Below are 25,594 nucleotides of genomic sequence, written 5' to 3'. Positions count from 1 at the left end.
ATATTTGCAGCCCTTAATTTTAATGAAGAAAACAAAGAAAAATGTCTGATACTTTTGATGTATTGATCGAGATCCCAAAAGGGAGTAGAAACAAATACGAATATGATTTTGAACTGAAAAAAGTTCGCTACGACAGGATGATCTTCTCTTCGATGATGTATCCTGCAGATTATGGCTTCATTCCTAACACTTTAGCTTTGGATCAGGATCCTTTGGATGTACTGGTATTGGTTTCAGAACCAACATTCCCGGGGATTGTAATGGAGGTAAAACCTATTGGTGTATTCCATATGGCCGATGAAAAAGGACCGGATGAGAAGATTATCTGTGTACCGGTTTCAGATCCTATCTGGAACAGGCTAAACGATCTTAAAGAATTGAACGGTCACATGATTAAGGAGATCGAGCATTTCTTTAAAGTATATAAAGATCTTGAAAAGAAAAAAGTGGATACCGGAGATTTCGGTGATGCAGAAGAAGCCAGAGAGATTATCAGACAATGCGTAGAGCGTTTTGAGAATTATGAAGGCGATAAATCACGCTTCGGTATATAATCATAAATATTCTCCCTTTATTTTGAGAAATTAAAAGCAATAACCTTAAAAAGTTATTGCTTTTTTAATTATTGCCAATTTTACTACATTAGCGGGCATTAATAATTTATTAACAAATTAACCTAGCTAATATATGGAAGCAATAATGATTTATATGCCAGTAGTACTGGCGATAATCGGACTCATTTTTATGTGGGTCAAAAGATCCTGGGTCATGAAACAGGATGCCGGAGACGGAAAAATGAAAGATATTTCAAACCATATCTATGAAGGCGCCCTGGCCTTTTTAAATGCAGAATATAAATTATTGGCCATCTTCGTGGTCGGCGCCAGTATCGCTCTGGCTGCAATTGCTTATTTCGTCCCAACTACACATTATCTAATTATTGTTGCATTCATTTTTGGAGCATTCTTTTCTGCCCTCGCAGGAAATATGGGAATGAAGATCGCAACCCAAACAAACGTGCGTACCACCCAGGCTGCACGTACCAGTTTACCTAAAGCCCTGAATATCTCTTTTGGTGGTGGAACAGTAATGGGACTTGGGGTTGCCGGTCTCGCAGTTTTAGGTCTTACAGGATTCTTTATCCTCTTTTTCCATTATTTCATGGGTGGAGAATGGACCAATACAGATCAAATGACCATAGTGCTGGAAACTCTGGCAGGTTTCTCTTTAGGCGCAGAATCCATCGCTCTTTTTGCCCGTGTGGGTGGAGGTATCTATACCAAGGCGGCAGATGTTGGAGCCGACCTTGTAGGTAAAGTGGAAGCTGGAATCCCAGAGGATGATCCGCGGAATCCTGCTACGATCGCAGATAATGTTGGTGACAATGTTGGGGATGTGGCCGGGATGGGAGCCGATCTTTTTGGTAGTTATGTAGCGACTGTCCTTGCCGCGATGGTTCTTGGTAACTATATTATTAAGGATATGGGAGGTGATATTACTGCGGAAGGTTTCGGCGGAATAGGACCAATTCTTTTACCTATGGCCATTTCCGGTGCGGGAATTATCATTTCTATCATTGGTACCTTACTGGTAAGAATAAGTTCCAATGACGCCAAAGAAGCCGAGGTTCAAAAGGCACTGAATATCGGGAACTGGGTTTCTATTATTTTAGTGGCTATTGCCAGTTATTTCCTGGTAACCTGGATGCTTCCGGCAAATTCCATGACCATGGGATTCTTTGTTGGGGGTGAAGCAGGTTTCGAAATGAAAACGATTAGCTCTCTAAACGTTTTTTATGCCTCTTTAGTAGGAATAATCGTAGGAGGAGTGATCTCAGCCGTTACCGAATACTATACCGGGCTTGGTAAAAAACCGGTAATGAGTATCGTTCAGAATTCAAGTACAGGGGCGGCGACCAATATAATCGCAGGACTTTCCACCGGTATGATCTCTACGTTCTACTCAATTTTATTATTTGCTATTGCGATCTGGGCATCTTATGCTTTTGCAGGTTTCTATGGTGTAGCACTTGCTGCTTCTGCTATGATGGCCACTACAGCCATGCAGCTGGCCATTGATGCTTTTGGACCTATCGCAGATAATGCGGGTGGTATTGCAGAAATGAGCGATCAGGAACCAATAGTTAGAGAGCGTACAGATATTCTGGATTCAGTAGGAAATACTACTGCCGCTACCGGTAAAGGATTCGCGATCGCATCTGCAGCGCTTACTTCACTGGCTCTTTTTGCAGCTTATGTGACTTTCACCGGTATAGACGGGATCAATATATTCAAAGCACCTGTACTGGCAATGCTATTTATTGGTGGAATGGTTCCGGTAGTATTTTCAGCATTAGCGATGAGCTCTGTTGGAAAAGCAGCCATGCAAATGGTGCGCGAAGTTAGAAGGCAGTTTAAAGAAATTCCAGGTATCATGGAAGGAACCGGAAAGCCTGAATATGATAAATGTGTTGCTATATCTACGGAAGCTGCGCTTAAGGAAATGCTTTTACCGGGTGTGATAACCATTGGATTCCCGATTTTGATCGCTTTCCTGCCGAAGATCTTTGGATACGAAAATATGTTAATTGCCGAAATGCTAGGTGGATATATGGCCGGAGTAACGGTTAGTGGTGTATTATGGGCGATCTTTCAGAACAATGCCGGAGGGGCATGGGACAATGCAAAAAAGTCTTTTGAGGCTGGTGTGATGATCAATGGTGAAATGACCTACAAGGGTTCAGATGCTCACAAAGCTGCCGTTACAGGTGATACCGTGGGAGATCCATTTAAAGATACTTCCGGGCCATCCATGAATATTCTAATTAAACTAACCTGTTTGATCGGCTTAGTTCTGGCCCCGATTTTGGGTGGACATACTGAGGGTGATATTCCTAATCTTGAAGAAACTGCCGTGGTGCAGTCTTCTGAAGTACTGGTTGAAAAAGAGATGAAAGTGGATATGTATACTGAAGATGGGCAAACGGTGGCAGATGTAGAAGTTATTACCACGAAAGATGGCGCTTCTGAATCCAAAGAATATACTTTTAAAGGAACCGAGGAAGAAGTTAAAGCTAAAGTAGATGCTTTGAAATAGACTTTAGTCCTTAAATGAAAAATAAGAACTCCGCTTTTTGAGCGGAGTTTTTCTTTTTAGGCGATAGGGAATTTCATAACCGAGGAAACCTGCATTTGGTTGAGGTTCTCTTTTATTTTATGCTTATGATCCAAAAATAGTTCCCGTACACAGGCATGACTGGTTTTAGAAAGATATTTCTGGTATTTTTCGAAGCCTTTTAATTCCCTTTTCTGAATATCAGCAAAACGAAGCCTCAATTTATATTTCAGGTAATTTTTGCCTAAAATACATTTCCTTCTCTGGTAAAACGAAAGTAATTTTGGATCCTTAAGAGGTGATATTTCTTTTTTTAGCTGTTCTATAGTGTCCTCGATTTCTTCAAGAAATTTTACTTTCTGCTCATACAGTTTATAATACATATTTTTTAAGAGCAAACGTTTTTCCCGTTCCATGGTAATCTTATAAATGTAAGCGCTCTTTTTGTTAAATACTCTCAGTTTTTCCAGCAATTCAATGGTTCTCTTCTTCTCAACTGTTCGCATGATTTTTTCCTCCAGTAAGTTGGTTTATAAATTACATTTTGTAAGGAATTCAGTTAGGCAGTAAATATAGTTTCAGACTTTCAATCGAACTAAAAATTTAACCTAATTAACTGATTTTAATAATTTTGACAGTTCGTTTTAAGTTACGGCTTCCCCCTAATTCAGTGGCTATACAGTTTTCCAGAAGTATTGACTTTAACATGCTCTTAAGGAATGTTTAAAGTTGTTAAAATTCATAGTTAAACTCTAGTTAATCAGGTTTTTAAACCTAACGCTTTAGGGACTAAAATCGTAGTTTTAAAGAGTAACTAAAACGCATAAAAATGGCAAAAGATCACGGTCCAAGTATTAAAAATGATGAACAGTATGAGAAATTGGTCGATGAGGGCATGAGCAGGGAAAAAGCTGCTAGGATCGCCAATGATCCAAATTCCGGAAAGAAAGGTGGCAAGGCTTCAAAATATGAAGATAGAACTAAGGAAGAATTATACGAAAAAGCCAAAGAAATTGGAATAGAGGGCAGAGGTGACATGACTAAGGATGAATTAATAGAAGCCTTAAGAAATCACTAAGATGAGATCGATCTGGAATGGTTCAATTAGCTTCGGGTTGGTTTCTATCCCTATCAAGATGTATTCAGGTTCAGAAGACAGGAAACTGGATCTTGATATGCTGGATAGAAGGGATAATGCACGCATACGGTATAAACGTGTAAATGAAGACACAGGTAAAGAAGTGGAATGGAAAGATATCGTAAAGGGTTTTAAAAAGGATGAGGATTATGTCGTGCTTGAAAAAGAAGATTTTGAGCAGGCGAATATGAAGAAAAGTAAAACCATAGATATCGAGGAATTTATAGATGAAGCTGAGGTTGCCGATGTTTTATTTAAGAAACCATACTTTCTGGAACCACAGAAGGAAGGGGGTAAGTCTTATAATCTCTTACGGGATGCCTTAAAGAAAACCGGCAAGCTGGGTGTTGCTACTTTTGTGATGCGGCAAAAAGAACATTTAAGTTTAATCGGGGTATACAAAAATGCCCTCGTTTTACATGTGATAAGGTTCGTGGATGAAATCAGAGATCCGGGCGATCTTAAATTACCAGATACCAAAATCAGTAAGAAGGAGGTAGATATGGCAGTATCCCTGATCGAGCAGTATACTTCAGATTTCGATTTCGATAAATATAAAGATGTCTATAATGATCAATTAATGAAGATCATCAATTCTAAAGCTACGGGGAAAATAGCAAAACCGGAGAAATTCGAAAGCAAACCTACTCCGGCCAAGGATCTTATGGCGCAACTTAAAGCAAGTCTGGAAAAAAAGAAAAAGGCTTCCTGATAAATGGGATTAGATGAGTATATAAAAAAGAGAAATTTCTCTGATACTCCAGAACCTGGCGGCGATTATGACAAATCTGATAAACACAGGTTCGTTTTTCAAAGACATCGAGCCAGCAGGTTACATTATGATCTGCGTTTAGAAATGGAAGGAGTTCTTAAAAGCTGGGCAGTTCCCAAAGGTCCTTCAATGAACCCCGGTGATAAACGCCTGGCAGTACAAACTGAAGATCACCCCATCAAATACCTCACATTTGAAGGTGTAATACCCAAAGGAAACTATGGCGCTGGCAAAATGAAGATCTGGGATTCCGGAACTTTCAGATCTGCAATTAGTGAAAAATCATTATCCCAACAATATAAGGAAGGCAATCTCAAACTTTTGTTCCGTGGAGAGAAGGTTAAAGGGGAATTTGCCCTGTTAAAAACAGAAAGGGAAGGCCAGCAGAATCATTGGTTACTCATAAAGAAAAAAGACACCTATTCTACTGATCTCTTATATGATGCCGAAGATTATCGTGGAGATATTACCGAAGAAAACAGAATTGACCCCAAAGTTAAGAAGCTGGATCCTAGGGCCGTAATCAAACCTATGCTGGCCACTACAGCTAAAAAAATTTTTAATCATCCCGACTGGATCTACGAATTGAAATGGGATGGTTACCGAATGATCGCTCATATTGAAAATTCTAAGGTTTCCCTGACTTCACGAAACGGAATTTCTTATGATTCCAGGTTTCCAGATCTGGTGCGGGACCTGCAATCTATTCCCCATGAAGTCATCCTGGACGGGGAGGTTGTGGCATTGAATGAAAAAGGATTACCTGCTTTTCAGGAATTACAGAATTATTCTGAATCCTCGGGATATGAACTGAAATATTATGTTTTTGATATGCTTTACCTGAATGGTCATAGTATGCTCGACCTTCCCTTATTGGATAGAAAAAGTCTGATCCCGGAAATTCTTCAGGATACAAGTCTTAGTCTTTATTGCGATCATATTGAAACTATGGGTACTGCTTTTTATGAAAAAGCAATTGAAGCAGGCATGGAAGGAATTATTGCTAAAAAAGCCAGTTCAACTTATGTGCCGGGATACCGCTCTGAGAACTGGTTAAAGGTGAAAGCTTTTGAAAGTCAGGAGGCGCTTATCTGTGGATATACCGAAAGTAAGGGAGCTTTGTTCGGTTCCCTCATACTTGGAATGTATAAAAATGGTAAACTTGAATATATAGGTAACGTTGGAACGGGATTTTCGGCAAAAGATCAAAAGGATATTCTTGAAAAACTTCAGTCTTCTAAAACCGGAAGGAGTCCTTTTGAGGAAAAGATAAACTTAAAGGGGAGAATTGCCCATTGGGTTAATCCACAATTAATCTGCGAGGTTCGTTTTTCTGAATGGACCAGGACCGGAAAAATGAGGCATCCGATATTTAAGGGTTTAAGGGAAGACAAAGAAATTACCGAGGTAACAAAGGAGAATCAGGCCGACCAAACCCAGGATACGCCGGTATCCATATCATCCAACTCTCTGGAGATTGGCGGTCGTAAAGTAAATATTACCAATCTGGAAAAAATATACTGGCCGGATTCCGGCCTTAGAAAATATGACCTTATTGATTATTACCTTCATGTTTCTGATTATATCCTGCCGTATTTAATAGACCGTCCCCAGAATTTACACCGGCATCCAAACGGGATCAACAAACCGGGGTTTTATCAAAAGGACAATGAAGGCTTACTTGCAAAATGGTTGAACACCTTTAAGATCTATTCAGCATCTTCAAAAAGGGATATTGACTACCTGCTTTGTCAGGATGAGGCCAGTCTTTTATATATGGCCAATCTTGGTTGTATAGAACTAAATCCCTGGAACTCAAAAATTAATGAGCTGGATTCACCAGATTATGCTGTAATAGACCTGGATCCTTCGCCAAAGAATACTTTTAAGCAGGTTATAGAAGTGGCTCAGGTATCCAAAGAAATTCTGGATGCTGCAGATATTCCTGCTTTTTGTAAAACCAGTGGTTCCAGCGGACTGCATATTTATATTCCCTTAAATGCAAAATACAGTTATGACGAAGCCAGGGATTTTATTAAGCTACTTTGTTATTTTATTAATGAGCGCACCAGGGATTTGACTACGATGGAGCGCGCACTAAAAAAGAGAAATGGAAAGATTTACCTGGATTATTTGCAGAACCGTCGTGGACAGACTTTAGCTTCTGCCTATTGTGTGAGACCTAGACCTGGAGCGCCGGTATCTGCCCCTATACAATGGGATGAGTTAAATACAGACTTGAGAATTAAGGATTTTAATATTCAGAACATGCCGGCGAGATTGCAGGATAAAGGGGATCTTTTCCAGGGTGTTTTATCTGGTAATATTGATATGGAGGCAGCGTTGGAACGCCTTAACCGCCTGTAAATATTAAATATTCCCTAAATCTGGGGAACTCCTAAAAGAATTTTTGCAATAAAAACTAACTTGAAAAAAACTAACCACCTTAATGCGAAAACGTTTCAAAAAAGTACTTGGCAGGTATAAAAATCTGGATCAGGTTTATATTTTGCCTTATAGAAGTTACGGTACTTATTCCCATTTATATATAAAAGGCCGGGTTCTGGATAATGAACCTTTACATATCATTAAAGACCAATCTCTGTGGAAAACGATTAAAAATACCTGGAAGCAATTTGATAGTTTCGAGATTCCCGATGCCAAGATGCAATTGATACTGCGGGATAAAGTTAATCTCACGGGAACTACAAATGATGAAGGCTATTTTATTTTTGATAAAACTATTGAAAAGAATTTAGCCGAACATGCAGACCGGGAAGGCTGGTTAGAATATGAAATTTATTATAAAAATAACCTCGCTCCAAAAACTGAATTATTGAATGATCCCGCCATAGGTGAATTTCTGGTGCCTCAGGTAGATGCTGAATATGGTGTTATTAGTGATATTGATGATACAATTTTACAAACGGGGGTGACCTCATTTTTAAAACTACGTCTGCTCAAAAATTCACTTTTAACCAATGCCTATGAAAGGATTTCTTTTAAAGGTGCTCCGGGTCTCTATCAAAAATTACATGAGGGTGTTAAGAAAGAATCCAAAAACCCTATTTTTTATTTAAGCAACAGTCCCTGGAACCTTTACGAATACCTTAAACTATTTTTAGACCATAATGGCTTTCCTAAAGGGCCAATTCTTTTAAGAGATTTTGTCACTCCATTCGATAGAACTCTGAAACCTGAAAAACCTCATAAGCAAAAGGAGATCACCAATATTTTAAAAACCTATCCTGATATGAAATTTATCTTGATAGGGGATAGTGGAGAGCATGATGCAAGTATATACACTGATATCGCCGCACAGTACTCAGACAGGATCCTGGCGATTTACCTTCGAAGCGTGAAGCATAAAAAGCAAATGGCAAGGGTGCGTAGCTTAATAGATAATTTTGATACTGTACCGGTACTTATGGCTGAAAATTCTACCGAAGCCGAAAAGCACGCCCGTGAAAATGGTTTCATTCAGTAGAAAAAAAAAAGATCCCGGCGTTACCAGGATCTTAAATACATTTTATTTTTAAATTTTAACTTGGATCAATATTGGTTCCTACGGCTGCACGCTGGCTACCAGGTGCTTTTCTGGGCATGGTTCTAAAGATCTGATCCCATAATGGAGAAGAAACTCCAAAAGCCCTGTCGGGCTCACGGTAATGGTGGATGCTGTGATGGTGCCATAAGATCTTCAAAAAGTTATTAGGAACCTTGAAAGCGTGCACAGAATAATGTACCGCCAGGTATCCGGCATATCCAATCAGGAATCCGGCCAGAAATCCAAAAACATAATCTCCCAGTACTGCGCGGTAAATAATAAATAATATGGTTGCGATCACCAGACTTAAAACAGGTGGCATTGCCAACCTTGATTTATCTTTTGGATAATCATGATGCACCCCATGCATTGTATAGGATAATTTTTGTTTTCTAGGAGTTGTTGCCGGGATATGATAAAGATATCTGTGCATCACATATTCGATAAAGGTAAAGAAGAACAGCCCGGCGAGAAACAATCCAACCATTGCAGGTACTTCAAATCCCTTCTCGATAATTCCGTAATAAATCAGGGCTGCCGCGATCACCCCAAAGATGATCAGGGGGATCGATATATGGGTGTGGGTTAGCTTTTCAAGAATAGGATTATTGAAAAGTTTAGGCGAACCTTTATGTTTTGGCCTTTTCAGTTTGGTCGATTCCATAGTCTTATACTTTTAAAAAAGTCCGTGTAACTCACCATCGATCCTGTTAATAATATCCCCAAGATCTTCAGGATTGTCTACAAAGTTAATATTATCTACATCAATAATTAATAAATTTCCCTTGTCATAGTTATGTACCCAGGCTTCATATCTTTCATTAAGTCTGCTTAAATAATCAATAGAGATCGTATTTTCATAATCCCTCCCGCGGCTATGAATCTGAGCTACCAGGTTGGGAATACTACTTCTAAGATATATTAGCAGATCTGGTCCCTGTACCACGCTTTCCATCAGGTCAAAAAGAGATTTATAATTTTCAAAATCCCGGTTGGTCATCAGTCCCATCGCATGCAGGTTAGGGGCGAAAATATATGCATCCTCGTAGATCGTTCTGTCCTGGATAATCTTTCTGCCACTTTCCCTGATCTGTAAGATCTGTCTGAACCTGCTATTTAAGAAATAGATCTGCAGATTGAACGACCAGCGTTCCATTTTGTTGTAAAAATCCTCCAAATATGGATTCTCCAGAACGTCTTCAAATTGTGGTTCCCAATTGTAATGTTTGGCTAATAATCTTGTGAGAGTGGTCTTTCCTGCACCAATGTTTCCGGCGATGGCTACATGCATAATTTTGTTTTCTTAGGCTGAATTAAGGTCTGTAAATATAAAATAATTGATTTAAAATTGGTGCTCTATTATACATAGTGCAGAGATTTTATCTAAGCTGATTTGTAATTCACAGGTAATTTTTTACAGATTCCTGAAAAATAGAAATTTAAAGCTGAAAGTGCCTGTAAAATCTGAAAATCATATCATAAGATCTAAGATTTTCTTATGATGCTAGATTCAGTAAAAAATATTTTGTGACGGTTATTACTGAAAATTCAAAAGATATCTTGCAGGCAGGTGGCACATTTTGCATAAGTCCAGATACAGTCAATAAAATCTGTAAGCATGTGAAAGAAAAGACCTATACAGATCAATCTTATGACCCTCTGTTTGATAAAGATCATACCCAGAACATAAACAGTGATGGCGATTTGCGAATGTAGGGGATGAAAACCTATGCTGCACCTCTCTGAATCAAACATTGGTACAGCCAGTAGGTGATCCAGGTCAACAAGCATTGTAGCTGCGAGAACGATCCAGTATTTAATCCAGTTGTTTTTATCGTAGAAGTAGGCGATGAGGCCTATGACCAGAAAATGGAGGGAATAGTGTACTATTTGTTGCAAAAGTGCTTCTTATTTAGAAATTATTTATCCCTTTCCAGCTCTTCATCCGGTTGAAGTAATTTATTTAGTTTTCTTTCCAGGGCAATATACCTTGAAAATCCAACGATAATGAAAAGTACACATATAAAAAGGGAGAGATAACCTACCCACATCAGGCTTATACCTTGATATTCCTTGATTTGTAATAGTGCCAGCCCGCTAATGAGGAGATAGATTGAAGCTCTGATATATGAAAGTAAGGTACGTTCATTAGCCAGCTTTGTCCTTTCTAAAGCGAGGTGTTCCCGTACCAGTTTTTCATCAATGATCCTTGTCTTAAAAGGATTATGCAATTTTACTCTTCTCATACTTCAAACGGAAAAAAGATTGGTATAACAAAGGATGCTGCGATCCAGATGATAAAGTTAAGTGGTGTGCCGAACTTTATGAAATCCCTGAACCTATAATTTCCGGGAGCATATACCATGGTGTTGACCGGATAACTTACCGGGGTCATAAATGTTAGGGAACAGGCAAACATCACCCCGATCAAAAAGGGTTTCTCGCTTACCTGCATAGCCGCCGCGAGACTAATCACAATGGGCGTCATTAAGGCGGCAGCAGCTTTACTGGAGAGGACGTTGGTGGATAAGAAGGTAAACAGAAAGATCAGGCTTAGCGTCCACCGGGGATCGAGTCCGCCGAGAGACTCATAGATATACTGGGAAATGATCTCTGAGCCACCGGTCTTTTCCAGAGCCTTACCCATAGAGAGTACTCCTGCGATCATAAATATTACTTTCCACTCAATGGCCTCATAAGCTTCCTGAGGTTTTAAAATGGTAAGGGTTACCAGTAGTAAACTTCCAATCATGGCACTTATCAGGATTGAGGTAATATTAAATGCGGCTGCACTTACCACTCCAATAACGATCAATAATGCCGGAATGGCTTTTTTATAATTCACACTTCTTCCCTGGTATTCTGAGAGGGTGACGATCAGTTTCTCTGAAGCTAACAGTGAAATAGCCTTTTCTGAAGCGAATAGAAGCATCATGTCTCCTTCCCTTAGAACGACCTGGGACACGTCTTCTGTAATAGTTTCTTTTCTGTGTCTAATGGCAAGGACCGAAGCATAGTAGGTACTTCTGAAATTTATTTGTTTAATAGATCTTCCCGCGAGTTCAGATCCATAAGGAATCATAACTTCATAGATCTTTTTTTCTTCTGTTGGCGGGGTGGAGTTTGGAGTAAGGGTGTCTTTGGGTTCAGCAATGTGTACATTTTCTTTGTCTCCCTTTACAGAAAGGCCTTTTTTTACTTTTAGCTTGGCCAGGTTTACAGGGTCCACCAAAATTCTAACGAGGTCGTTTTCCCTTAATACCGTTTCCCCGTTAATTTCGTATACCCGGTAATGCTTCCGCTTTATCCTGAGAATTTGGACTTTATAATCATTTACTAGTTTTGATTCTGAAATAGATCTGTCTACATCGTCACTATCTTCAAGTAGTTCGATCTCGGCCATATATTTTTCTGCTTCTTTCTTTAGCCCGGCATCATTTGGAGAATCTCGCTTTGGGAGCATTATAGGTCCTACGATAAAAATATAGGCCATCCCTATAGACAGAAGGCATAAGGCTGCCAGTGAGAATTCGAACATCCCAAACGCCTCAGAACCCAGTTTTTCAGCATAACTGCTTACAAGGATATTAGTAGAAGTACCAATTAATGTACAGGTGCCACCAAAAAGAGCCGAAAAAGATATTGGAATTAGCAACCTCGCGGGACTTATCCCTGCTTCCCTGCATACCAGTAGAGCGACCGGTATTAATATGGCTACTACCGCAGAATCATTGATGAATGCCGAAAGTACTGCCGAGGTGACACAAAGTGAAACCAGGGCAAAAAAGTAGTTGATCCTGGCAATTTTTATCAATTTTGCGCTTAAACCATCTATAAGCCCAGATTTAAATACAGCTGCACTTACTACAAACATACAACCCAGTGTGATCGTAGCGGGATGATTAAAACCTGAAAAACCTTCCTCTGGACTTAATACTCCAGATACAATAAAAAGTGCCATGATTACAATGGAAGTAGTATCTATCGAAAAATAATCACGCACAAAGAGAATGATCCCTATGATAATAATTGCGACGGTTAGATATAATTCCATTTGCTAACAGGTTGATAGTTGGGCCTGTAGGCCTACTTAAAGATAGCATTTCTTTTATATCCCAATCCTAAAAACTAAATTTCAGCCAAAAAAATAAGGTAGGATGGAGAAAAATACAGAATTGGAGAACTGGCTTCGGGGTCCGGTACCGGGTGTCAACAGATTGCTGCAGCCTGCAGCGCATGCCTTTTTACAATCAAAGGAAGAAGCATCTGTATATTTAAAAGATTTTCCAATTCATCTTTTATGGATAACGCCCGCGGGCAGAGCATCATTAGGGTTTCATCTTCAGCATATTGCCGGTGTAACCGATAGATTGATCACATATTCTCAGGGAATGGAATTGACCAAAGAACAATTTGATCAATTCAGAAGGGAAGGTGAACCAAATAATAAAATCACCCCAGAACAGCTTTTAATGAATCTTGAACAATCTATTCAAAATGCGCTGGAACATTTAAAAAATATAGAGGAGGATGAATTGCTGGATACAGTTGAAATAGGCAGGAAAAAGATTCCATCTACCAGGATTGGAGTTTTATTTCATGCTGCAGAACACTCGCAGAGACATATAGGACAGATGCTGGTAACTATTTCCGTTTTAAAAGAAGGATTATTTTAGAAAGGTAAATTTTCCAGGTCTACATTTCCACCAGAAATGATTATTCCTATCTTCTTATGCTTAAATCTTTCTTTCTCTTTAATAACAGCAGCAAGGGCCACAGCGCTTGAGGGTTCAACAATGATCTTCATACGTTCCCAGATAATTCTAAGCGCCTCTTTGATTTCTGCTTCGCTAACCCGTATTATTTCCTGGACATGCTCCTTAATAAAAGGAAAATTTTTATCTCCTAATTGTGTTTTAAGACCGTCGGCAATGGTATTTACGGTTTGATTAGTTTCAATTTTGCCGCTTTTTAGTGAACGCCATGCATCATCTGCTTCCTCCGGTTCTGCCCCGATACAGGTACAATTATGACCAAAATGTTTTGCTGCCAGTGCCGTTCCTGCGATCAATCCACCACCACCAACAGGAGTGAAAATGAAATTCAGTTCCGGTTTGTCTTCAAGCAATTCCATGGCCGCTGTTCCCTGGCCTAATATAACGTCCATATCATTGGAAGGATGAATAAAGGTGGCCCCGGTGTTTTTCTGGATCATGGCAGCCGTTTCTTCACGATCTTTTATTGTTGCAGGGCATTCGGTAATGATTCCTCCATAAGATCTAACGGCCGCTTTTTTTACCGCCGGTGCAGAATCTGGCATAACGATGTATGCAGGAACACCAAGGCTTTTTGCAGCCAGGGATAGCGCCTGAGCGAAATTACCGGAAGAATGGGTGACCACACCTTTGTTTTTCTGCTCTTCCGTTAAATTTAAGATCGCGTTGGTAGCTCCACGCATTTTAAATGCTCCCATTTTCTGAAAATTCTCGCATTTAAAAAAAAGATCGGCCTCTGCGATTTCGTTGATTAAACCTGAGGTAAGCACCGGGGTACGGTGAATGTATGGTTTTATTTTTTTTGAAACCTCTTCCAGTTCTGACTTTCCTACTTTCAAAATTTCTCAATTTTGACTGAAAATAAAAAATCCCCGGGACTTCCAGGGATCTTTCTATTCTTTTAATCTTCGATTGGAATGGTGAGCATGGGTATTTCTGCCTGCTTAAATAGCTCCAGAGAAATACTTTCCTGTAGTAAATTGTGCAGGAAGCTATATTTATGTGTTCCCACGATCAACAGGTCTATATTCAATTTCTGAGCTTCTTCTAAAACAGTTTCCACGGTGGATCCCTGGATTAATAAGGCTTCAGATTTAATTTCGGCACTTATGAAATTTTTGCAAATTTCCTGAAGTGCTCTGTGCTCTTCACGGTATTCCTCGGCTTTTATATCGCGAATATATTGCGGTCCTGGTTCGTAACCTACAAAATCCGGTTCTGGTTCAGCGACGTGTAAAACCCATATTTTTGATTCAAATTTCTGAGCCAGACTTTCTGCATAAACCATTAACTCCCCAATGCTGTCATTAAAATCTACAGCGACCATAATATTTTTAAAAGTGTCCATCCGCAATTATTTAAATTATCAATAACCTTTCTCCATCTCCACTTTGTTTTTGAGTGGTTCATCTTCCTTCATCCGGTCATAGTTCTCAGCGATCTGGGCTACGACAGATTCAGGCTTGGTTAAGCTTGCAATATGGGGTGTAATATTGATTCTAGGGTGATCCCAAAATGGGTGTTCATCCGGCAATGGCTCTTCTCTGAAAACATCCAGAGAAGCTCCTGATAAATGACCGTTATCGATCATTTTCATCAGGTCGTGTTCCACCAGGTGTTCTCCCCTGGCCACATTAATTATATACGCACCTTCCGGCAACATGTCAAAAAGGTCTGCATTAAGAATATCACAGGTATCGTCTGTTAAAGGTAATAAACAAACCAGAATTTCAGAATTTTCCAGAAATTCCTGTAATTGATCCTTACCGTGAAAGCTGGTCACATTGTCACAATTCTTCTCTGTTCGGGACCATCCGTATACTTTGAAAAAATTTTTATGGAGCTTATCTGCAACGGCATTTCCCAGTACTCCCAGTCCCATGATACCAACTTTTGTATTTTGGGGTCTTTTATACTGGAACTTTTCCCATTGCTTTTTCTGTTGATTTTTCACATAATGATGTAATCCTCGAATATGGTTCATGACCTGGCTTAACACAAAATCTCCCATATCTTCGGTTAGGGTATCATCCACAATTTTGGTAACCTCCACATTGTCTGGTAATGCGGCATCACTTAAAATATGATCTACTCCCGCTCCCATACTGGCGATGACCTTAAGATTTGGATAATTTTTAAATAAACCTCTGGGATGATTCCAGGTGATAGCAAATTCCACTTCTTCTGTATCATGCTCCTCCGGGTAGACATATACATTCATTCCCGGATGTTGATTTTTTAAAGCTTTTACCCAATTTTCCGGATCCTTTCCGGGACATACTACTAATACTGACATAAATTTTTCTTTTCATTTTAGCTCACAAACGCGCTGTAACCGGTAATTGCACGGCCCACGATTAGTGAATTAATTTCTTTTGTTCCTTCATAACTGTAGATCGCTTCGGCATCTGCCACAAAACGAGCCACATCATATTCCAGTAAAATTCCGTTTCCTCCCATTACTTCCCGGGCCTGGCTAACCACGTCCCTCATTCTCATACTACAGTATACTTTTGCCAGGCTTGCATGCTCATCCTTTAGCATATCCTGGTCCTGCATTTCTGAAAGCCTGAAGCATAAAGTCTGCATAGAAGTAAGGTTGGATAGCATTTCCACGAGGTGATTCTGTATTAATTGAAAGGATGCGATAGGCCTTCCAAACTGCTCCCTCTTTTTTGTGTATTTTAAGGCGCTCTCATAGGCTCCTCGGGCACATCCTACCGCCTGCCAGGCTACCCCAGCTCGGGTCATTCTTAGGACATTTGCCGTATCTTTAAAAGAGTTAGCGTTCTGGAGCCGGTCGCTTTCGGGAATTTTACAATCGGTCAAAGTAATAATGGCATTCTGTACAATTCTCAGCGCCATTTTATCTTTGATCTTTTCGGTTTTAAAACCAGGATTTTCTTTCCTTACCAGGAATCCTTTTACCTGGTTAGAATCAAGGTCTCTCGCCCAGATGATCGTAACATCGGCAAAAGTGGCGTTACCAATCCATTTTTTCTGACCGTTTAACACCCAGTTCTCTCCGTCAAATTTACAGGTGGTTTCAAGGCCGCCGGCGACTCCCGAGCCTACATTAGGTTCAGTTAGGCCAAAAGCACCAATCTTTTCCATTTTTTGCATTTTTGGTAGCCATTCCTGCTTTTGCTCTTCGCTTCCGCAGAGATAGATCGAGCCCATAGCCAGGCCGCTATGCACCCCGAAAAATGTTGAAATGGATACATCTACTCTGGCGATCTCCTGAGCCACGATACCTTCCATCAAAAACGGAAGGTTGGGGCAGCCATACCCTTCATAAGGTACACCTACAATATTTAGATCGCGGAATTTCTCTATAACCTCAAATGGGAATTGATCCTTTTTCCAGTATTCATTTACTAATGGTCTGATCTCGTCTTCCATGAAATTGCGGACTTTCAACTGGATTTCCCTCTGTTTTTCCGTCAATTTCAGGTCCAGGTTATAAAAATCGCCGTCAATGGGAGGGAGGTCGTGCTGGCCTTTTTTCCGTTTGGTTTTTAACATTTTCATCAATCCGGCCAATTGACGGTCATCTAAATTCCCTAATGTCTTCATTGCATCGGCCAGATCAATTTTTTGATTAATCCTGGCTAATTGATCCATGTCAACCGACTTTAGGAGGTTGATCGTGTTTCTTACTTTTTTAAATAAAGACATAGGAAAACCGGTTGGTGAGTTTTAAAAGTAGGAATTAATAGAGCTCACCGCTGTTAAGGTTTTCCGAAGAAATTATAAAAAAAGCCACGCAATTGCGTGGCTTCAGAATTTATACCTGTTATTTTTTAATTGTTGAGGGTAATCGCTTCTTTCACTTTATCTACATAATCCAGTTTCTCCCAGGTGAATAATTCTACCTCCTTGGTGATTTTCCCATTATACGGACTTTCAAAAACCTTTGAAACTGTTCTAGATTCTTTACCCATATGGCCATAAGCAGCAGTTTCGCGATAGATAGGATTTCTTAGCTTCAACCGGTCTTCGATAGCAGCCGGACGCATGTCAAAGATCTCCTTCACTTTTTCGGCGATCTGGCCATCGCTTAAGTCTGTATTTTTCTTTCCGTAGGTATATACCGAAATCGAAGTTGGCTCTACCACTCCTATGGCATAAGATACCTGAACCAGAATTTCCGGAGCAACGCCTGCGGCAACCAGATTTTTAGCGATATGTCTGGATGCATAGGCTGCAGAGCGATCTACCTTGGAAGGATCTTTCCCGGAAAATGCTCCACCACCGTGTGCCCCTTTTCCACCGTAAGTATCTACAATGATCTTTCTACCGGTTAATCCTGCGTCCCCATGTGGTCCGCCAATTACAAATTTCCCGGTTGGATTAATGTGGTAAACAATATCGTCATTAAACAATTCCTGCACATATTCCGGCAATTGTTGTTTTACTCTCGGGATAAGAATTTCAAGCATGTCTTTCTTGATCTTCGCCAGCATCTTCTCATCATCAGGATCAAAATCATCATGCTGGGTAGAAACCACGATCGCTACTATTCTTTGCGGAACATTATCATCGCTGTATTCAATAGTCACCTGGCTCTTAGAATCGGGTCTCAGGTATTCAATATCTTTACCTTCACGTCTAAGTTTGGCCAGTTCTATTAGAATTTTATGAGAGATGTCCAGGGCCAGTGGCATGTAATTTTCAGTTTCGTTGGTTGCGTAGCCAAACATCATTCCCTGGTCTCCGGCACCTTGCTCTTCTTTTTTTCCACGGTCAACTCCCTGGTAAATATCCTGAGATTGCTCATGTATCAAAGAGATCACCCCACAGGAGTCACCGCTAAATTTATATGCGCCTTTAGTATATCCAATATCATTGATCACATCCCGGGCAATATTCTGTACGTCTAAATAGGTATTACTTCTCACTTCACCAGCAAGCACGACCTGTCCCGTAGTTACCATCGTTTCACAGGCAACTTTAGACTCACCGTCAAAGGCAAGAAAATTATCTAGTAAAGCATCACTAATCTGATCTGCAATTTTATCTGGGTGCCCTTCAGAAACACTTTCTGAAGTAAATAAATAAGCCATTCAATTACTTTTTTAATTATAAGAATGGAAAAATTTGACGTGAAGAGCTAAGTGGAGTGTAGTATACATTCTGCTTTAGCATTTTAAAATACTTCTTCAAAGTATAATAGGGTTGCAATCAGTCAAATCTATCCCTTTCAATATGTTGGGTACAAATGTATAAAAATTCAATTCATGGCAAATGCATTTAACGGCATTTTATCCAATTTGGATCTTTTATAGGTTTTGTTCAACCCCGGTTACTATATTATCAAAGCTAATGCGGGCGTTGCGCGACGCCTTAAGCGGCTTGCGCCGGGCTTTTGCGGCTCGCTTCCCAATGAAAAAATTGGGAGAGCTCAAACAAACCGCTCAATCCCTAACGCAAAAAAGATTTTCAGATAACTCAAAGAAACCACAAAAAAATTCCGGAATGATCAGTAAAATGAATAATTACGTTATTTTCAATAATTCTTTTCTAATTGCTTGGATATTAAAAATTTCCGTGCATATCTTTGTAATTCAGATAGTGAAAAAATGATCAGTAGAATTTGTAATATGATGTGTATGATGCCGGAAAACTCCGCAGCGCATTCTATTGCATAGAAACTGAAAAGATATACATGCAAAAAGCCGCTGCCAACCGTAGCGGCTTTTTTTGTACCCGAAATTGTCATCCTGAGCGTAGTCGAAGGATTTCTTAAAAAATTGAATTAACGTAACTCGGAGCTCAGGCGAAGGGAAGCCAAAGTATAAAAGCAAAAAATGAAAAATAGAGTAATAGCAAATATGATGATGTGTATGGACGTGATGTGTATGTGTCGCATGCGTAGCTATTACCAAAACTTGAGAATTTAGAATCTGGTTAAAATATTCAATTCATAAAGTCCCCCTGGTAATAGCAAATCAAGGGGACTTTTTTATTAGTGAAATAATCAACTTTAAAAATCAAATATTATGAGTACTAAAAATTTTTCAACCAAGGCTTTACATGCAGGACACGATGTTACACAGAACGGAGGAACCAGAGCAGTTCCAATTTATCAGACCACTTCTTACGTGTTCAATAATTCAGACCATGCCGCTAATCTTTTTTCATTAGCCGAACCGGGATTTATTTACACCAGGATCAATAATCCAACCCTGGATATTCTTGAGCAGCGACTGGCGGCACTGGAAGGTGGGATAGCCGCAGTAGTTACCGCCTCGGGAACAGCTGCAACCAGTACGGCGTTGCTAACTCTATTAAAAGCAGGGGATCACATAGTTTCCTCGAATAGTCTTTATGGCGGAACTTACAATCTTTTCAAGAATACCCTGCCTCGCCTGGGCATTACCACCACCTTCGTAGATCCTACAGATCCTGAAAATTTTACCAAAGCAGCCCGGGAAAATACAAGAGTATTTTTTGCTGAATCTGTGGGGAATCCAAAACTTGATGTGCTGGATCTTAAAGGCATTTCAAAAGAAGCAAAAGCTTTCAAAGTTCCATTTATTGTGGATAACACGGTCGCTACTCCATATCTGCTGAACCCTATCGAGCATGGTGCAGATATAGTGCTGCATTCACTAACGAAATATATCAATGGTAACGGAACTGCCCTGGGTGGAGCGATCATCGATGCCGGGAACTTTGACTGGGCCAATGGAAAATTCCCTGAATTCACCGAGCCTTCTCCAGGTTATCATGGCCTGGTTTATCACGAAGCTCTTGAGGAAGCAGCCTTTATTGCCAAGGTTAGAATTGAAGGCTTAAGGGATTACGGTGCGGCCTTGAGTCCGTTCAATGCTTTCCAGATAATTCAGGGACTAGAAACTTTAAAGATCAGGATCAAAGAGCACAGTAAAAATGCCCTGGAACTGGCGAAATGGCTTCAGGAGCAGGAAGAAGTGGAATGGGTGAATTACCCGGGGCTTGAAAACAGTAAATATTATAAACTGGCTAAAGAATACCTGCCAGAGGGCCAAAGCGGACTTGTGACCTTCGGGGTGAAAGGCGGGTTTGAAGCTGCAAAAACTGTGGTAGATGAAGCTAAGGTATTTTCCTTGCTCGCCAATATTGGGGACACCAAATCTCTAATTATTCATCCGGCGAGTACTACGCATCAGCAGTTAACCGAGGAGGAGCAGGCGTCTACGGGAGTGACTCCAGATCTAATCAGGTTATCTGTTGGATTGGAAGATGTGGAAGATCTTAAGTCTGATCTAAAAGAAGCTTTCGCCCAAATTAAAAAGAGATCATTGGTTTAATGAATGTCATTAAAAGCGTAGCGAAGTAGAGCGATGAATTTCTTAGAATTTGGCTTTTCAGGAGATTCCTCACTTCGTTCGGAATGACACGATAAAAAATTGTCATTCAGAGTGTAATGAAAAAAGCGAAGAATCTCTAATATGCTTTTGATTATTCAAAGAGATTCTTCGCTTCGTTCCAAATGACATAAATATAATTACTTAGATGCTTCAAGAGATTAAAATAGAAAACTTTAAAAATTCCGCAGGAACGGTTCAGGATATCCACCTGAGTTACCAGTTTTTCGGAAAAAAACCAACGGATGCCCCCATTATTCTCGTGAATCATGCACTTACCGGGAACTCACTGGTGACCGGTAGTAAAGGCTGGTGGAAAGATCTTATTGGTAAGAATAGATGTATCGATATTGATAGGTTTTGTGTGCTGGCTTTTAATATTCCGGGAAACGGATTTAAAGGACATGAAGATCAGTTCTTTGAAAATTATAAGGAATTCAGATTAAGAGATATTGCTGAGATACAGGCCCAGGCTTTGGAAAAGCTGAATATCCTTAAACTTTTTGCAATCATAGGCGGAAGCATAGGTGGAGCATTGGCCTGGGAGCTGGCAGCGCTTAAACCGGAATTAGCTGAAAATATAATTCCCATTGCCTGCGATTATAAGTCGACAGACTGGCTGGTGGCGAATTGCAGGATCCAGGATCATATTCTGAATAATTCTTTAGATCCGGTTCACGATGCAAGGATGCATGCGATGACCTTTTACCGCACTCCGCAGTCGCTGGCCCAAAAATTTGAAGGTAAACGAAATAAGGACAACCAGGCTTTTGAGGTAGAGAACTGGCTTTTACATCATGGGGAAAAGCTTAAGAACAGGTTTACCCTTCCTTCCTATAAACTGATGAACCATTTGCTCACCACTATAGATATAAGTGACGGCTCCCAGAATTACCTGGAAGCGGCGAGCAGGATCAAAGGTGATATCCATATTGTAACAGTGAATTCAGACCTTTTTTTCCTGGCCGAGGAGAACTGGAATACCTATGTGGAACTATCGCTGTTAAAAGGTAATATCAGCATTCATGAGATCAGGTCTATTCATGGTCATGATGCTTTTTTGATCGAAACCGGGCAGTTGAATAGTTTTTTAAAACCGGTTTTTCAGCAAACGAAGGCAATACTGAATAATAACTCATCACGGATTACGCGAGATGGCAGCATTGATACTGTAAATATAACTACACGATAAAATTGAAATTATCATGGAAAACCTACAAGCTATAGAAACTGAGAAGAACGGACTTAATGCTCATCATGAGGAACATTTTGAGACCATCGCTGTTCGTACTCAAAGTGAAAGAACGCAATATCAGGAGCATTCGGTGCCGCTATATCTAACTTCGAGTTATGTGTTTGAGGATTCAGAAGATATGCGGGCGAGTTTTGCGGAAGAGAAAGAGCGTAATATATACAGTAGGTTTACCAACCCCAATACCTCGGAGTTTGTAGAGAAAATAGTGAAAATGGAATCTGCAGAAGCAGGTTATGCTTTTGCTACCGGAATGTCCGCAGTATTTTCCACTTTGGCCGCCTTGCTGAATAGTGGAGATCATATAGTTGCGGCGAGATCTGTTTTTGGATCGACTCATGGCCTGTTCACGAAGTATTTTCCGAAATGGAATATTTCCCATTCCTATTTTGATGTGAATGAACCGGAAACGATCGAGAGTTTCATTAAACCTGAAACTAAAATCTTGTTTGCAGAGTCACCAACAAATCCCGGTGTGGATATTCTGGATCTTGAAAACCTGGGTAAGATTGCGAAAAAGCATGATTTGATTTTGATCATCGATAACTGCTTTGCCACACCCTATATTCAGAACCCGATAAAATTTGGAGCAGACTTGGTTATACATTCGGCTACAAAATTAATCGACGGTCAAGGTAGAGTTCTTGGAGGCGTTACCGTGGGAAGGGAAGATCTTATTAGAGAGATTTATTTGTTCAGCAGAAATACCGGGCCGGCGCTTTCACCATTTAATGCCTGGATACTATCAAAAAGCCTGGAAACCTTATCGGTTCGTTTAGAAAAGCATTGCGAAAATGCGCTGAAAGTGGCCGGGTTTCTAGAAGAAATAGAGCAAAAGGAGCATGTGAAATATCCATTTCTAAAGTCGCATCCGCAATATGAAGTTGCTAAAAAACAGATGAGATTAGGCGGGAATGTAGTAGCCTTTGAGATCAAAGGAGGAATTGATGCAGGTCGCAGGTTTATTGATAAACTTCAGCTTTGCACACGCTCCGCAAACCTGGGAGATACGCGGACCATAGTGACGCATCCGGCTTCAACAACTCATAGTAAACTGAGTGAAAATGAGCGCCTGGAAGCAGGGATAACTGACGGACTGGTAAGGATATCGGTAGGACTGGAATATATAGAAGATATTATTAATGATTTAAAGACAGCATTAAAGAATTAAGGAAGGCAAGTGAAAATATTTTTATATTCGTCCCATGCTTTCCAAAAAAACCAAGTACGGTATAAAGGCCCTGGCGTATATCGCCAGGAAAAAAGACAGGAAACCGGTCCAGGCTTCAGAGATTTCAGAAAATGAGAATATTTCACAGAAATTTCTGGAGAGCATCATGCTTGAGTTGAGAAAATCGGGATTTCTCGGATCTAAAAAAGGTAAGGGCGGAGGCTATTATCTTATTAAAGAACCTGGTGAAATAAGGATGACCGCTGTAATCCGTGTGCTGGAAGGTCCCATAGCAATGGTCCCTTGTGTGAGCCTTAATTACTATGAAAAATGTGATGATTGCCCGGATGAGAACACCTGTTCAGTTCATAAGTTGATGATCCAGGTTCGGGACGCCTCACTACAGGTACTTGGTGAAAACACTTTGGAAGATATTGCCAGCCTGCAATAGGGAGAAGTGTTAAAATAAGATTTTTATTAGAGAAATAATTGGTGTTTAAAATAGTGAAGTCTAGTTTTGTTTAAAACCTAGTAAACCGATAGGATTATAGTTTTAATGAAGAGAATATGTTGATGTTACTAAATCATACAAACGCAAAAAGCACATATAAAAAGGATAAAACAACTGAACGCCCTTTTCGAAGTATTTTGAAAACGATAAGTTGGAGAATAGTTGGAACTATAGATACTATAATCATATCATGGATCCTTACCGGGCAGATAGAGACCGCCCTAGCTATTGGTTCAGTAGAACTGGTAACAAAAATGATCCTGTATTTCGGGCATGAAAGGATTTGGAATCTAATACCATATGGGAAAGAATAGTTATGAAAAGGATAAATGATACAGAGCTAAAAGAGCTGAATAAAAAATTCAAAAAGGCTAAACCTGAAGAGATTATCAGGTGGGCAACTAAGGAAGCAAAATCACCTGTGGTTACAACTAATTTTCGTCCTTATGAAGCTGCAATAATTTATGCCTGTAATTCGGTAGGACCAGGTATTAAAGTGATCTGGTGTGATACCGGTTACAATACACCACAAACCTACAAACATGCCAAGGAATTAATCGATTCTTTGGAACTGAACATTTTCTTGTATACTCCTGTTGAAACAGCCGCCTACAGAGATGCAGTTAATGGAGGGATTCCATCAGTAGATAGTTCTTTTCATGCTGAATTTACAAAACAGGTGAAGCTGGAGCCTTTTCAAAGAGCAATGGCAGAACATGAACCGGATGTTTGGTTCACCAATTTGAGAAAGGGTCAGACTGCTTTCAGAGACAGTATAGATATTTTGAGTTATAGTAAAGATGGAGTATTAAAGGTTAGTCCATTTTATCATTATTCAGATAATCAACTTGATGAATATTTAAAGGAAAATGAATTACCGAACGAATTCAAATATTTCGATCCAACTAAAGTATTAGATAACAGAGAATGTGGTTTACACGCGTAAAAAGATATAAATGAGTTCAATTTTAAATCAAAATACACTAGAAAGCGAAGCTATATACATTTTCAGGGAAGTGGTAGCGCAATTTGAAAATCCGGTACTCTTATTTTCAGGAGGGAAAGATTCTATAACACTGGTTAGACTTGCCCAAAAGGCTTTCTACCCGGCAAAAATCCCCTTTCCGTTAATGCATATAGATACGGGGCATAATTTTCCGGAAACTATAGAATTCAGGAATCGCCTTGTTAAAGAACTTGGATTGAATCTGATCGTAAGAAGAGTTCAGGACGATATTGATAAAGGAATTTCTATTGAAGAAAAAGGAAAATATTCCAGTCGGAATTCTCTTCAAACCAATACCCTCTTGAATGCGATCGAAGAATTCAAATTTGATGCTTGTATAGGCGGAGCCCGAAGGGATGAAGAAAAGGCAAGAGCTAAAGAACGGATTTTTTCAGTTAGAAATGATTTTGGAGAGTGGGATGAAAAGAACCAGCGTCCGGAAGTTTTTGACATGCTTAATGGGAGAATTGATATTGGCCAGAATGTTAGAGTTTTTCCAATTTCAAACTGGACTGAACTGGATGTTTGGAGTTATATAGAATCGGAAAACATTGATATACCATCCATCTATTTTGCTCATGACCGGGAAATATTTGAAAGAGATGGTTTGATCTGGACAGCCTCAGAATATGTTTACAAAGAAGATCACGAAACCACACAAACAAAACGTGTGAGATTCAGAACTGTTGGTGATATAACCTGTACAGCGGCTGTAGAGTCTGATGCTGATACAGTTCAAAAGATCATACAGGAAGTAAGAGATTCAGCAATTTCAGAAAGAGGAGCCAGGATTGACGATAAAAGATCTGAAGCCGCGATGGAAACAAGAAAACAACAGGGGTATTTCTAATGCCTCTAAATCCCCCAAGGGGACTATATAAAACCTATTAAAATGATATTATTAACTATAAAAAATACCCATAAAACTCCCTCTCTTCTGGAGAGGGCCGGGGAGA

26 protein-coding genes are annotated in these 25,594 nt (G+C 39.8%); 15 read left to right on the top strand and 11 right to left on the bottom strand.

The window, feature by feature from the left end:
* The first annotated feature begins 41 nt into the window (after positions 1-41).
* Entirely contained in the window at positions 42-554 is a 513-nt protein-coding gene (locus FGM01_RS11480) for an inorganic diphosphatase (RefSeq protein ID WP_143411317.1), read from the top strand.
* A gap of 133 nt (positions 555-687) precedes the next feature.
* The gene (locus tag FGM01_RS11475; protein WP_143411316.1) at positions 688-3,096 is read left to right on the top strand and encodes a sodium-translocating pyrophosphatase; all 2,409 of its coding nucleotides are present in this window, start codon (positions 688-690) and stop codon (positions 3,094-3,096) included.
* A 56-nt stretch (positions 3,097-3,152) separates the two neighbouring features.
* Here the strand turns inward: FGM01_RS11475 and FGM01_RS11470 are convergent, their stop codons facing one another.
* The gene (locus FGM01_RS11470; RefSeq protein ID WP_143411315.1) at positions 3,153-3,620 is read right to left on the bottom strand and encodes a hypothetical protein; all 468 of its coding nucleotides are present in this window, start codon (positions 3,618-3,620) and stop codon (positions 3,153-3,155) included.
* A gap of 323 nt (positions 3,621-3,943) precedes the next feature.
* On the opposite strand from FGM01_RS11470, the gene FGM01_RS11465 reads away from it, so the two are divergent.
* From FGM01_RS11465 to FGM01_RS11450, 4 genes are all read left to right on the top strand, one after another.
* Positions 3,944-4,192, top strand: coding sequence for a DUF7218 family protein (locus FGM01_RS11465; protein WP_143411314.1), 249 nt, complete (start codon positions 3,944-3,946; stop codon positions 4,190-4,192).
* 1 nt (position 4,193) lies between these two features.
* On the top strand, positions 4,194-4,964 hold the full coding sequence (gene ku, locus FGM01_RS11460; protein ID WP_143411313.1) for a non-homologous end joining protein Ku: 771 nt from the start codon (positions 4,194-4,196) through the stop codon (positions 4,962-4,964).
* A 3-nt stretch (positions 4,965-4,967) separates the two neighbouring features.
* Positions 4,968-7,391, top strand: a complete 2,424-nt coding sequence (ligD, locus tag FGM01_RS11455; RefSeq protein WP_143411312.1) for a DNA ligase D — start codon at positions 4,968-4,970, stop codon at positions 7,389-7,391.
* An 82-nt stretch (positions 7,392-7,473) separates the two neighbouring features.
* Positions 7,474-8,511, top strand: coding sequence for an App1 family protein (locus FGM01_RS11450; protein WP_143411311.1), 1,038 nt, complete (start codon positions 7,474-7,476; stop codon positions 8,509-8,511).
* Positions 8,512-8,566: 55 nt separating this feature from the next.
* Here FGM01_RS11450 and FGM01_RS11445 read toward each other — a convergent pair whose 3' ends face one another.
* The 5 genes from FGM01_RS11445 to FGM01_RS11425 form a co-directional block, all read right to left on the bottom strand.
* Complete coding sequence (locus FGM01_RS11445; RefSeq protein WP_143411310.1) at positions 8,567-9,235, bottom strand: sterol desaturase family protein; 669 nt, start codon at positions 9,233-9,235, stop codon at positions 8,567-8,569.
* Between the two features lie 12 nt (positions 9,236-9,247).
* Positions 9,248-9,862: a deoxynucleoside kinase gene (locus tag FGM01_RS11440; protein WP_143411309.1), complete on the bottom strand. Its 615-nt coding sequence runs from the start codon at positions 9,860-9,862 to the stop codon at positions 9,248-9,250.
* Between the two features lie 257 nt (positions 9,863-10,119).
* Entirely contained in the window at positions 10,120-10,470 is a 351-nt protein-coding gene (locus tag FGM01_RS11435) for a DUF6122 family protein (protein WP_143411308.1), read from the bottom strand.
* 20 nt (positions 10,471-10,490) lie between these two features.
* Positions 10,491-10,817, bottom strand: coding sequence for a DUF202 domain-containing protein (locus FGM01_RS11430; protein ID WP_143411307.1), 327 nt, complete (start codon positions 10,815-10,817; stop codon positions 10,491-10,493).
* Positions 10,814-12,625, bottom strand: a complete 1,812-nt coding sequence (locus FGM01_RS11425) for an SLC13 family permease (RefSeq protein ID WP_143411306.1) — start codon at positions 12,623-12,625, stop codon at positions 10,814-10,816. The genes FGM01_RS11430 and FGM01_RS11425 overlap by 4 nt, the downstream gene beginning before the upstream one ends.
* Before the next feature lie 103 nt (positions 12,626-12,728).
* Between FGM01_RS11425 and FGM01_RS11420 the strand changes: the two genes are divergently transcribed.
* Positions 12,729-13,247 (top strand): DinB family protein, encoded by a 519-nt coding sequence (locus FGM01_RS11420; RefSeq protein WP_143411305.1) that lies wholly within the window; start codon positions 12,729-12,731, stop codon positions 13,245-13,247.
* Here the strand turns inward: FGM01_RS11420 and FGM01_RS11415 are convergent.
* The 5 genes from FGM01_RS11415 to metK form a co-directional block, all read right to left on the bottom strand.
* Complete coding sequence (locus FGM01_RS11415; protein WP_143411304.1) at positions 13,244-14,185, bottom strand: pyridoxal-phosphate dependent enzyme; 942 nt, start codon at positions 14,183-14,185, stop codon at positions 13,244-13,246. The genes FGM01_RS11420 and FGM01_RS11415 overlap by 4 nt on opposite strands.
* A 62-nt stretch (positions 14,186-14,247) precedes the next feature.
* The gene (locus tag FGM01_RS11410) at positions 14,248-14,694 is read right to left on the bottom strand and encodes a universal stress protein (RefSeq protein ID WP_143411303.1); all 447 of its coding nucleotides are present in this window, start codon (positions 14,692-14,694) and stop codon (positions 14,248-14,250) included.
* Positions 14,695-14,712: 18 nt separating this feature from the next.
* Positions 14,713-15,642 carry a 2-hydroxyacid dehydrogenase gene (locus FGM01_RS11405; RefSeq protein ID WP_143411302.1) on the bottom strand — a complete coding sequence of 310 codons (930 nt, stop codon included), beginning with the start codon at positions 15,640-15,642 and terminating at the stop codon, positions 14,713-14,715.
* 17 nt (positions 15,643-15,659) lie between these two features.
* Complete coding sequence (locus tag FGM01_RS11400) at positions 15,660-17,024, bottom strand: acyl-CoA dehydrogenase family protein (protein ID WP_143411301.1); 1,365 nt, start codon at positions 17,022-17,024, stop codon at positions 15,660-15,662.
* 125 nt (positions 17,025-17,149) lie between these two features.
* Positions 17,150-18,412, bottom strand: coding sequence for a methionine adenosyltransferase (gene metK / locus FGM01_RS11395; RefSeq protein WP_143411300.1), 1,263 nt, complete (start codon positions 18,410-18,412; stop codon positions 17,150-17,152).
* A 181-nt stretch (positions 18,413-18,593) separates the two neighbouring features.
* Here metK and FGM01_RS11390 point away from each other — a divergent pair, with 181 nt between their 5' ends.
* The 8 genes from FGM01_RS11390 (at position 18,594) to cysD (ending at position 25,488) form a co-directional block, all read left to right on the top strand.
* On the top strand, positions 18,594-18,932 hold the full coding sequence (locus tag FGM01_RS11390) for a hypothetical protein (RefSeq protein ID WP_143411299.1): 339 nt from the start codon (positions 18,594-18,596) through the stop codon (positions 18,930-18,932).
* A 416-nt stretch (positions 18,933-19,348) separates the two neighbouring features.
* Complete coding sequence (locus tag FGM01_RS11385) at positions 19,349-20,641, top strand: O-acetylhomoserine aminocarboxypropyltransferase/cysteine synthase family protein (protein WP_143411298.1); 1,293 nt, start codon at positions 19,349-19,351, stop codon at positions 20,639-20,641.
* 205 nt (positions 20,642-20,846) lie between these two features.
* Complete coding sequence (locus FGM01_RS11380; protein ID WP_143411297.1) at positions 20,847-21,890, top strand: alpha/beta fold hydrolase; 1,044 nt, start codon at positions 20,847-20,849, stop codon at positions 21,888-21,890.
* 13 nt (positions 21,891-21,903) lie between these two features.
* Positions 21,904-23,121 (top strand): trans-sulfuration enzyme family protein, encoded by a 1,218-nt coding sequence (locus FGM01_RS11375; RefSeq protein ID WP_143411296.1) that lies wholly within the window; start codon positions 21,904-21,906, stop codon positions 23,119-23,121.
* A 34-nt stretch (positions 23,122-23,155) separates the two neighbouring features.
* The gene (locus FGM01_RS11370; RefSeq protein ID WP_143411295.1) at positions 23,156-23,572 is read left to right on the top strand and encodes an RrF2 family transcriptional regulator; all 417 of its coding nucleotides are present in this window, start codon (positions 23,156-23,158) and stop codon (positions 23,570-23,572) included.
* Positions 23,573-23,769: 197 nt separating this feature from the next.
* Positions 23,770-23,946 carry a DUF2061 domain-containing protein gene (locus tag FGM01_RS11365; RefSeq protein WP_341476478.1) on the top strand — a complete coding sequence of 59 codons (177 nt, stop codon included), beginning with the start codon at positions 23,770-23,772 and terminating at the stop codon, positions 23,944-23,946.
* 2 nt (positions 23,947-23,948) lie between these two features.
* Positions 23,949-24,578 (top strand): phosphoadenosine phosphosulfate reductase domain-containing protein, encoded by a 630-nt coding sequence (locus tag FGM01_RS11360; protein WP_143411293.1) that lies wholly within the window; start codon positions 23,949-23,951, stop codon positions 24,576-24,578.
* A gap of 10 nt (positions 24,579-24,588) precedes the next feature.
* Positions 24,589-25,488 carry a sulfate adenylyltransferase subunit CysD gene (gene cysD / locus FGM01_RS11355; RefSeq protein ID WP_143411292.1) on the top strand — a complete coding sequence of 300 codons (900 nt, stop codon included), beginning with the start codon at positions 24,589-24,591 and terminating at the stop codon, positions 25,486-25,488.
* Positions 25,489-25,594 lie beyond the last annotated feature (106 nt).

Origin of the sequence: Christiangramia sabulilitoris, from assembly GCF_007050985.1 — a bacterium.
In the GTDB taxonomy this organism is placed as follows: Bacteria; Bacteroidota; Bacteroidia; order Flavobacteriales; family Flavobacteriaceae; genus Christiangramia; species Christiangramia sabulilitoris.
Note: the sequence above shows the minus strand (reverse complement) of the source record. Positions and strands in the feature narration are given on the sequence as shown.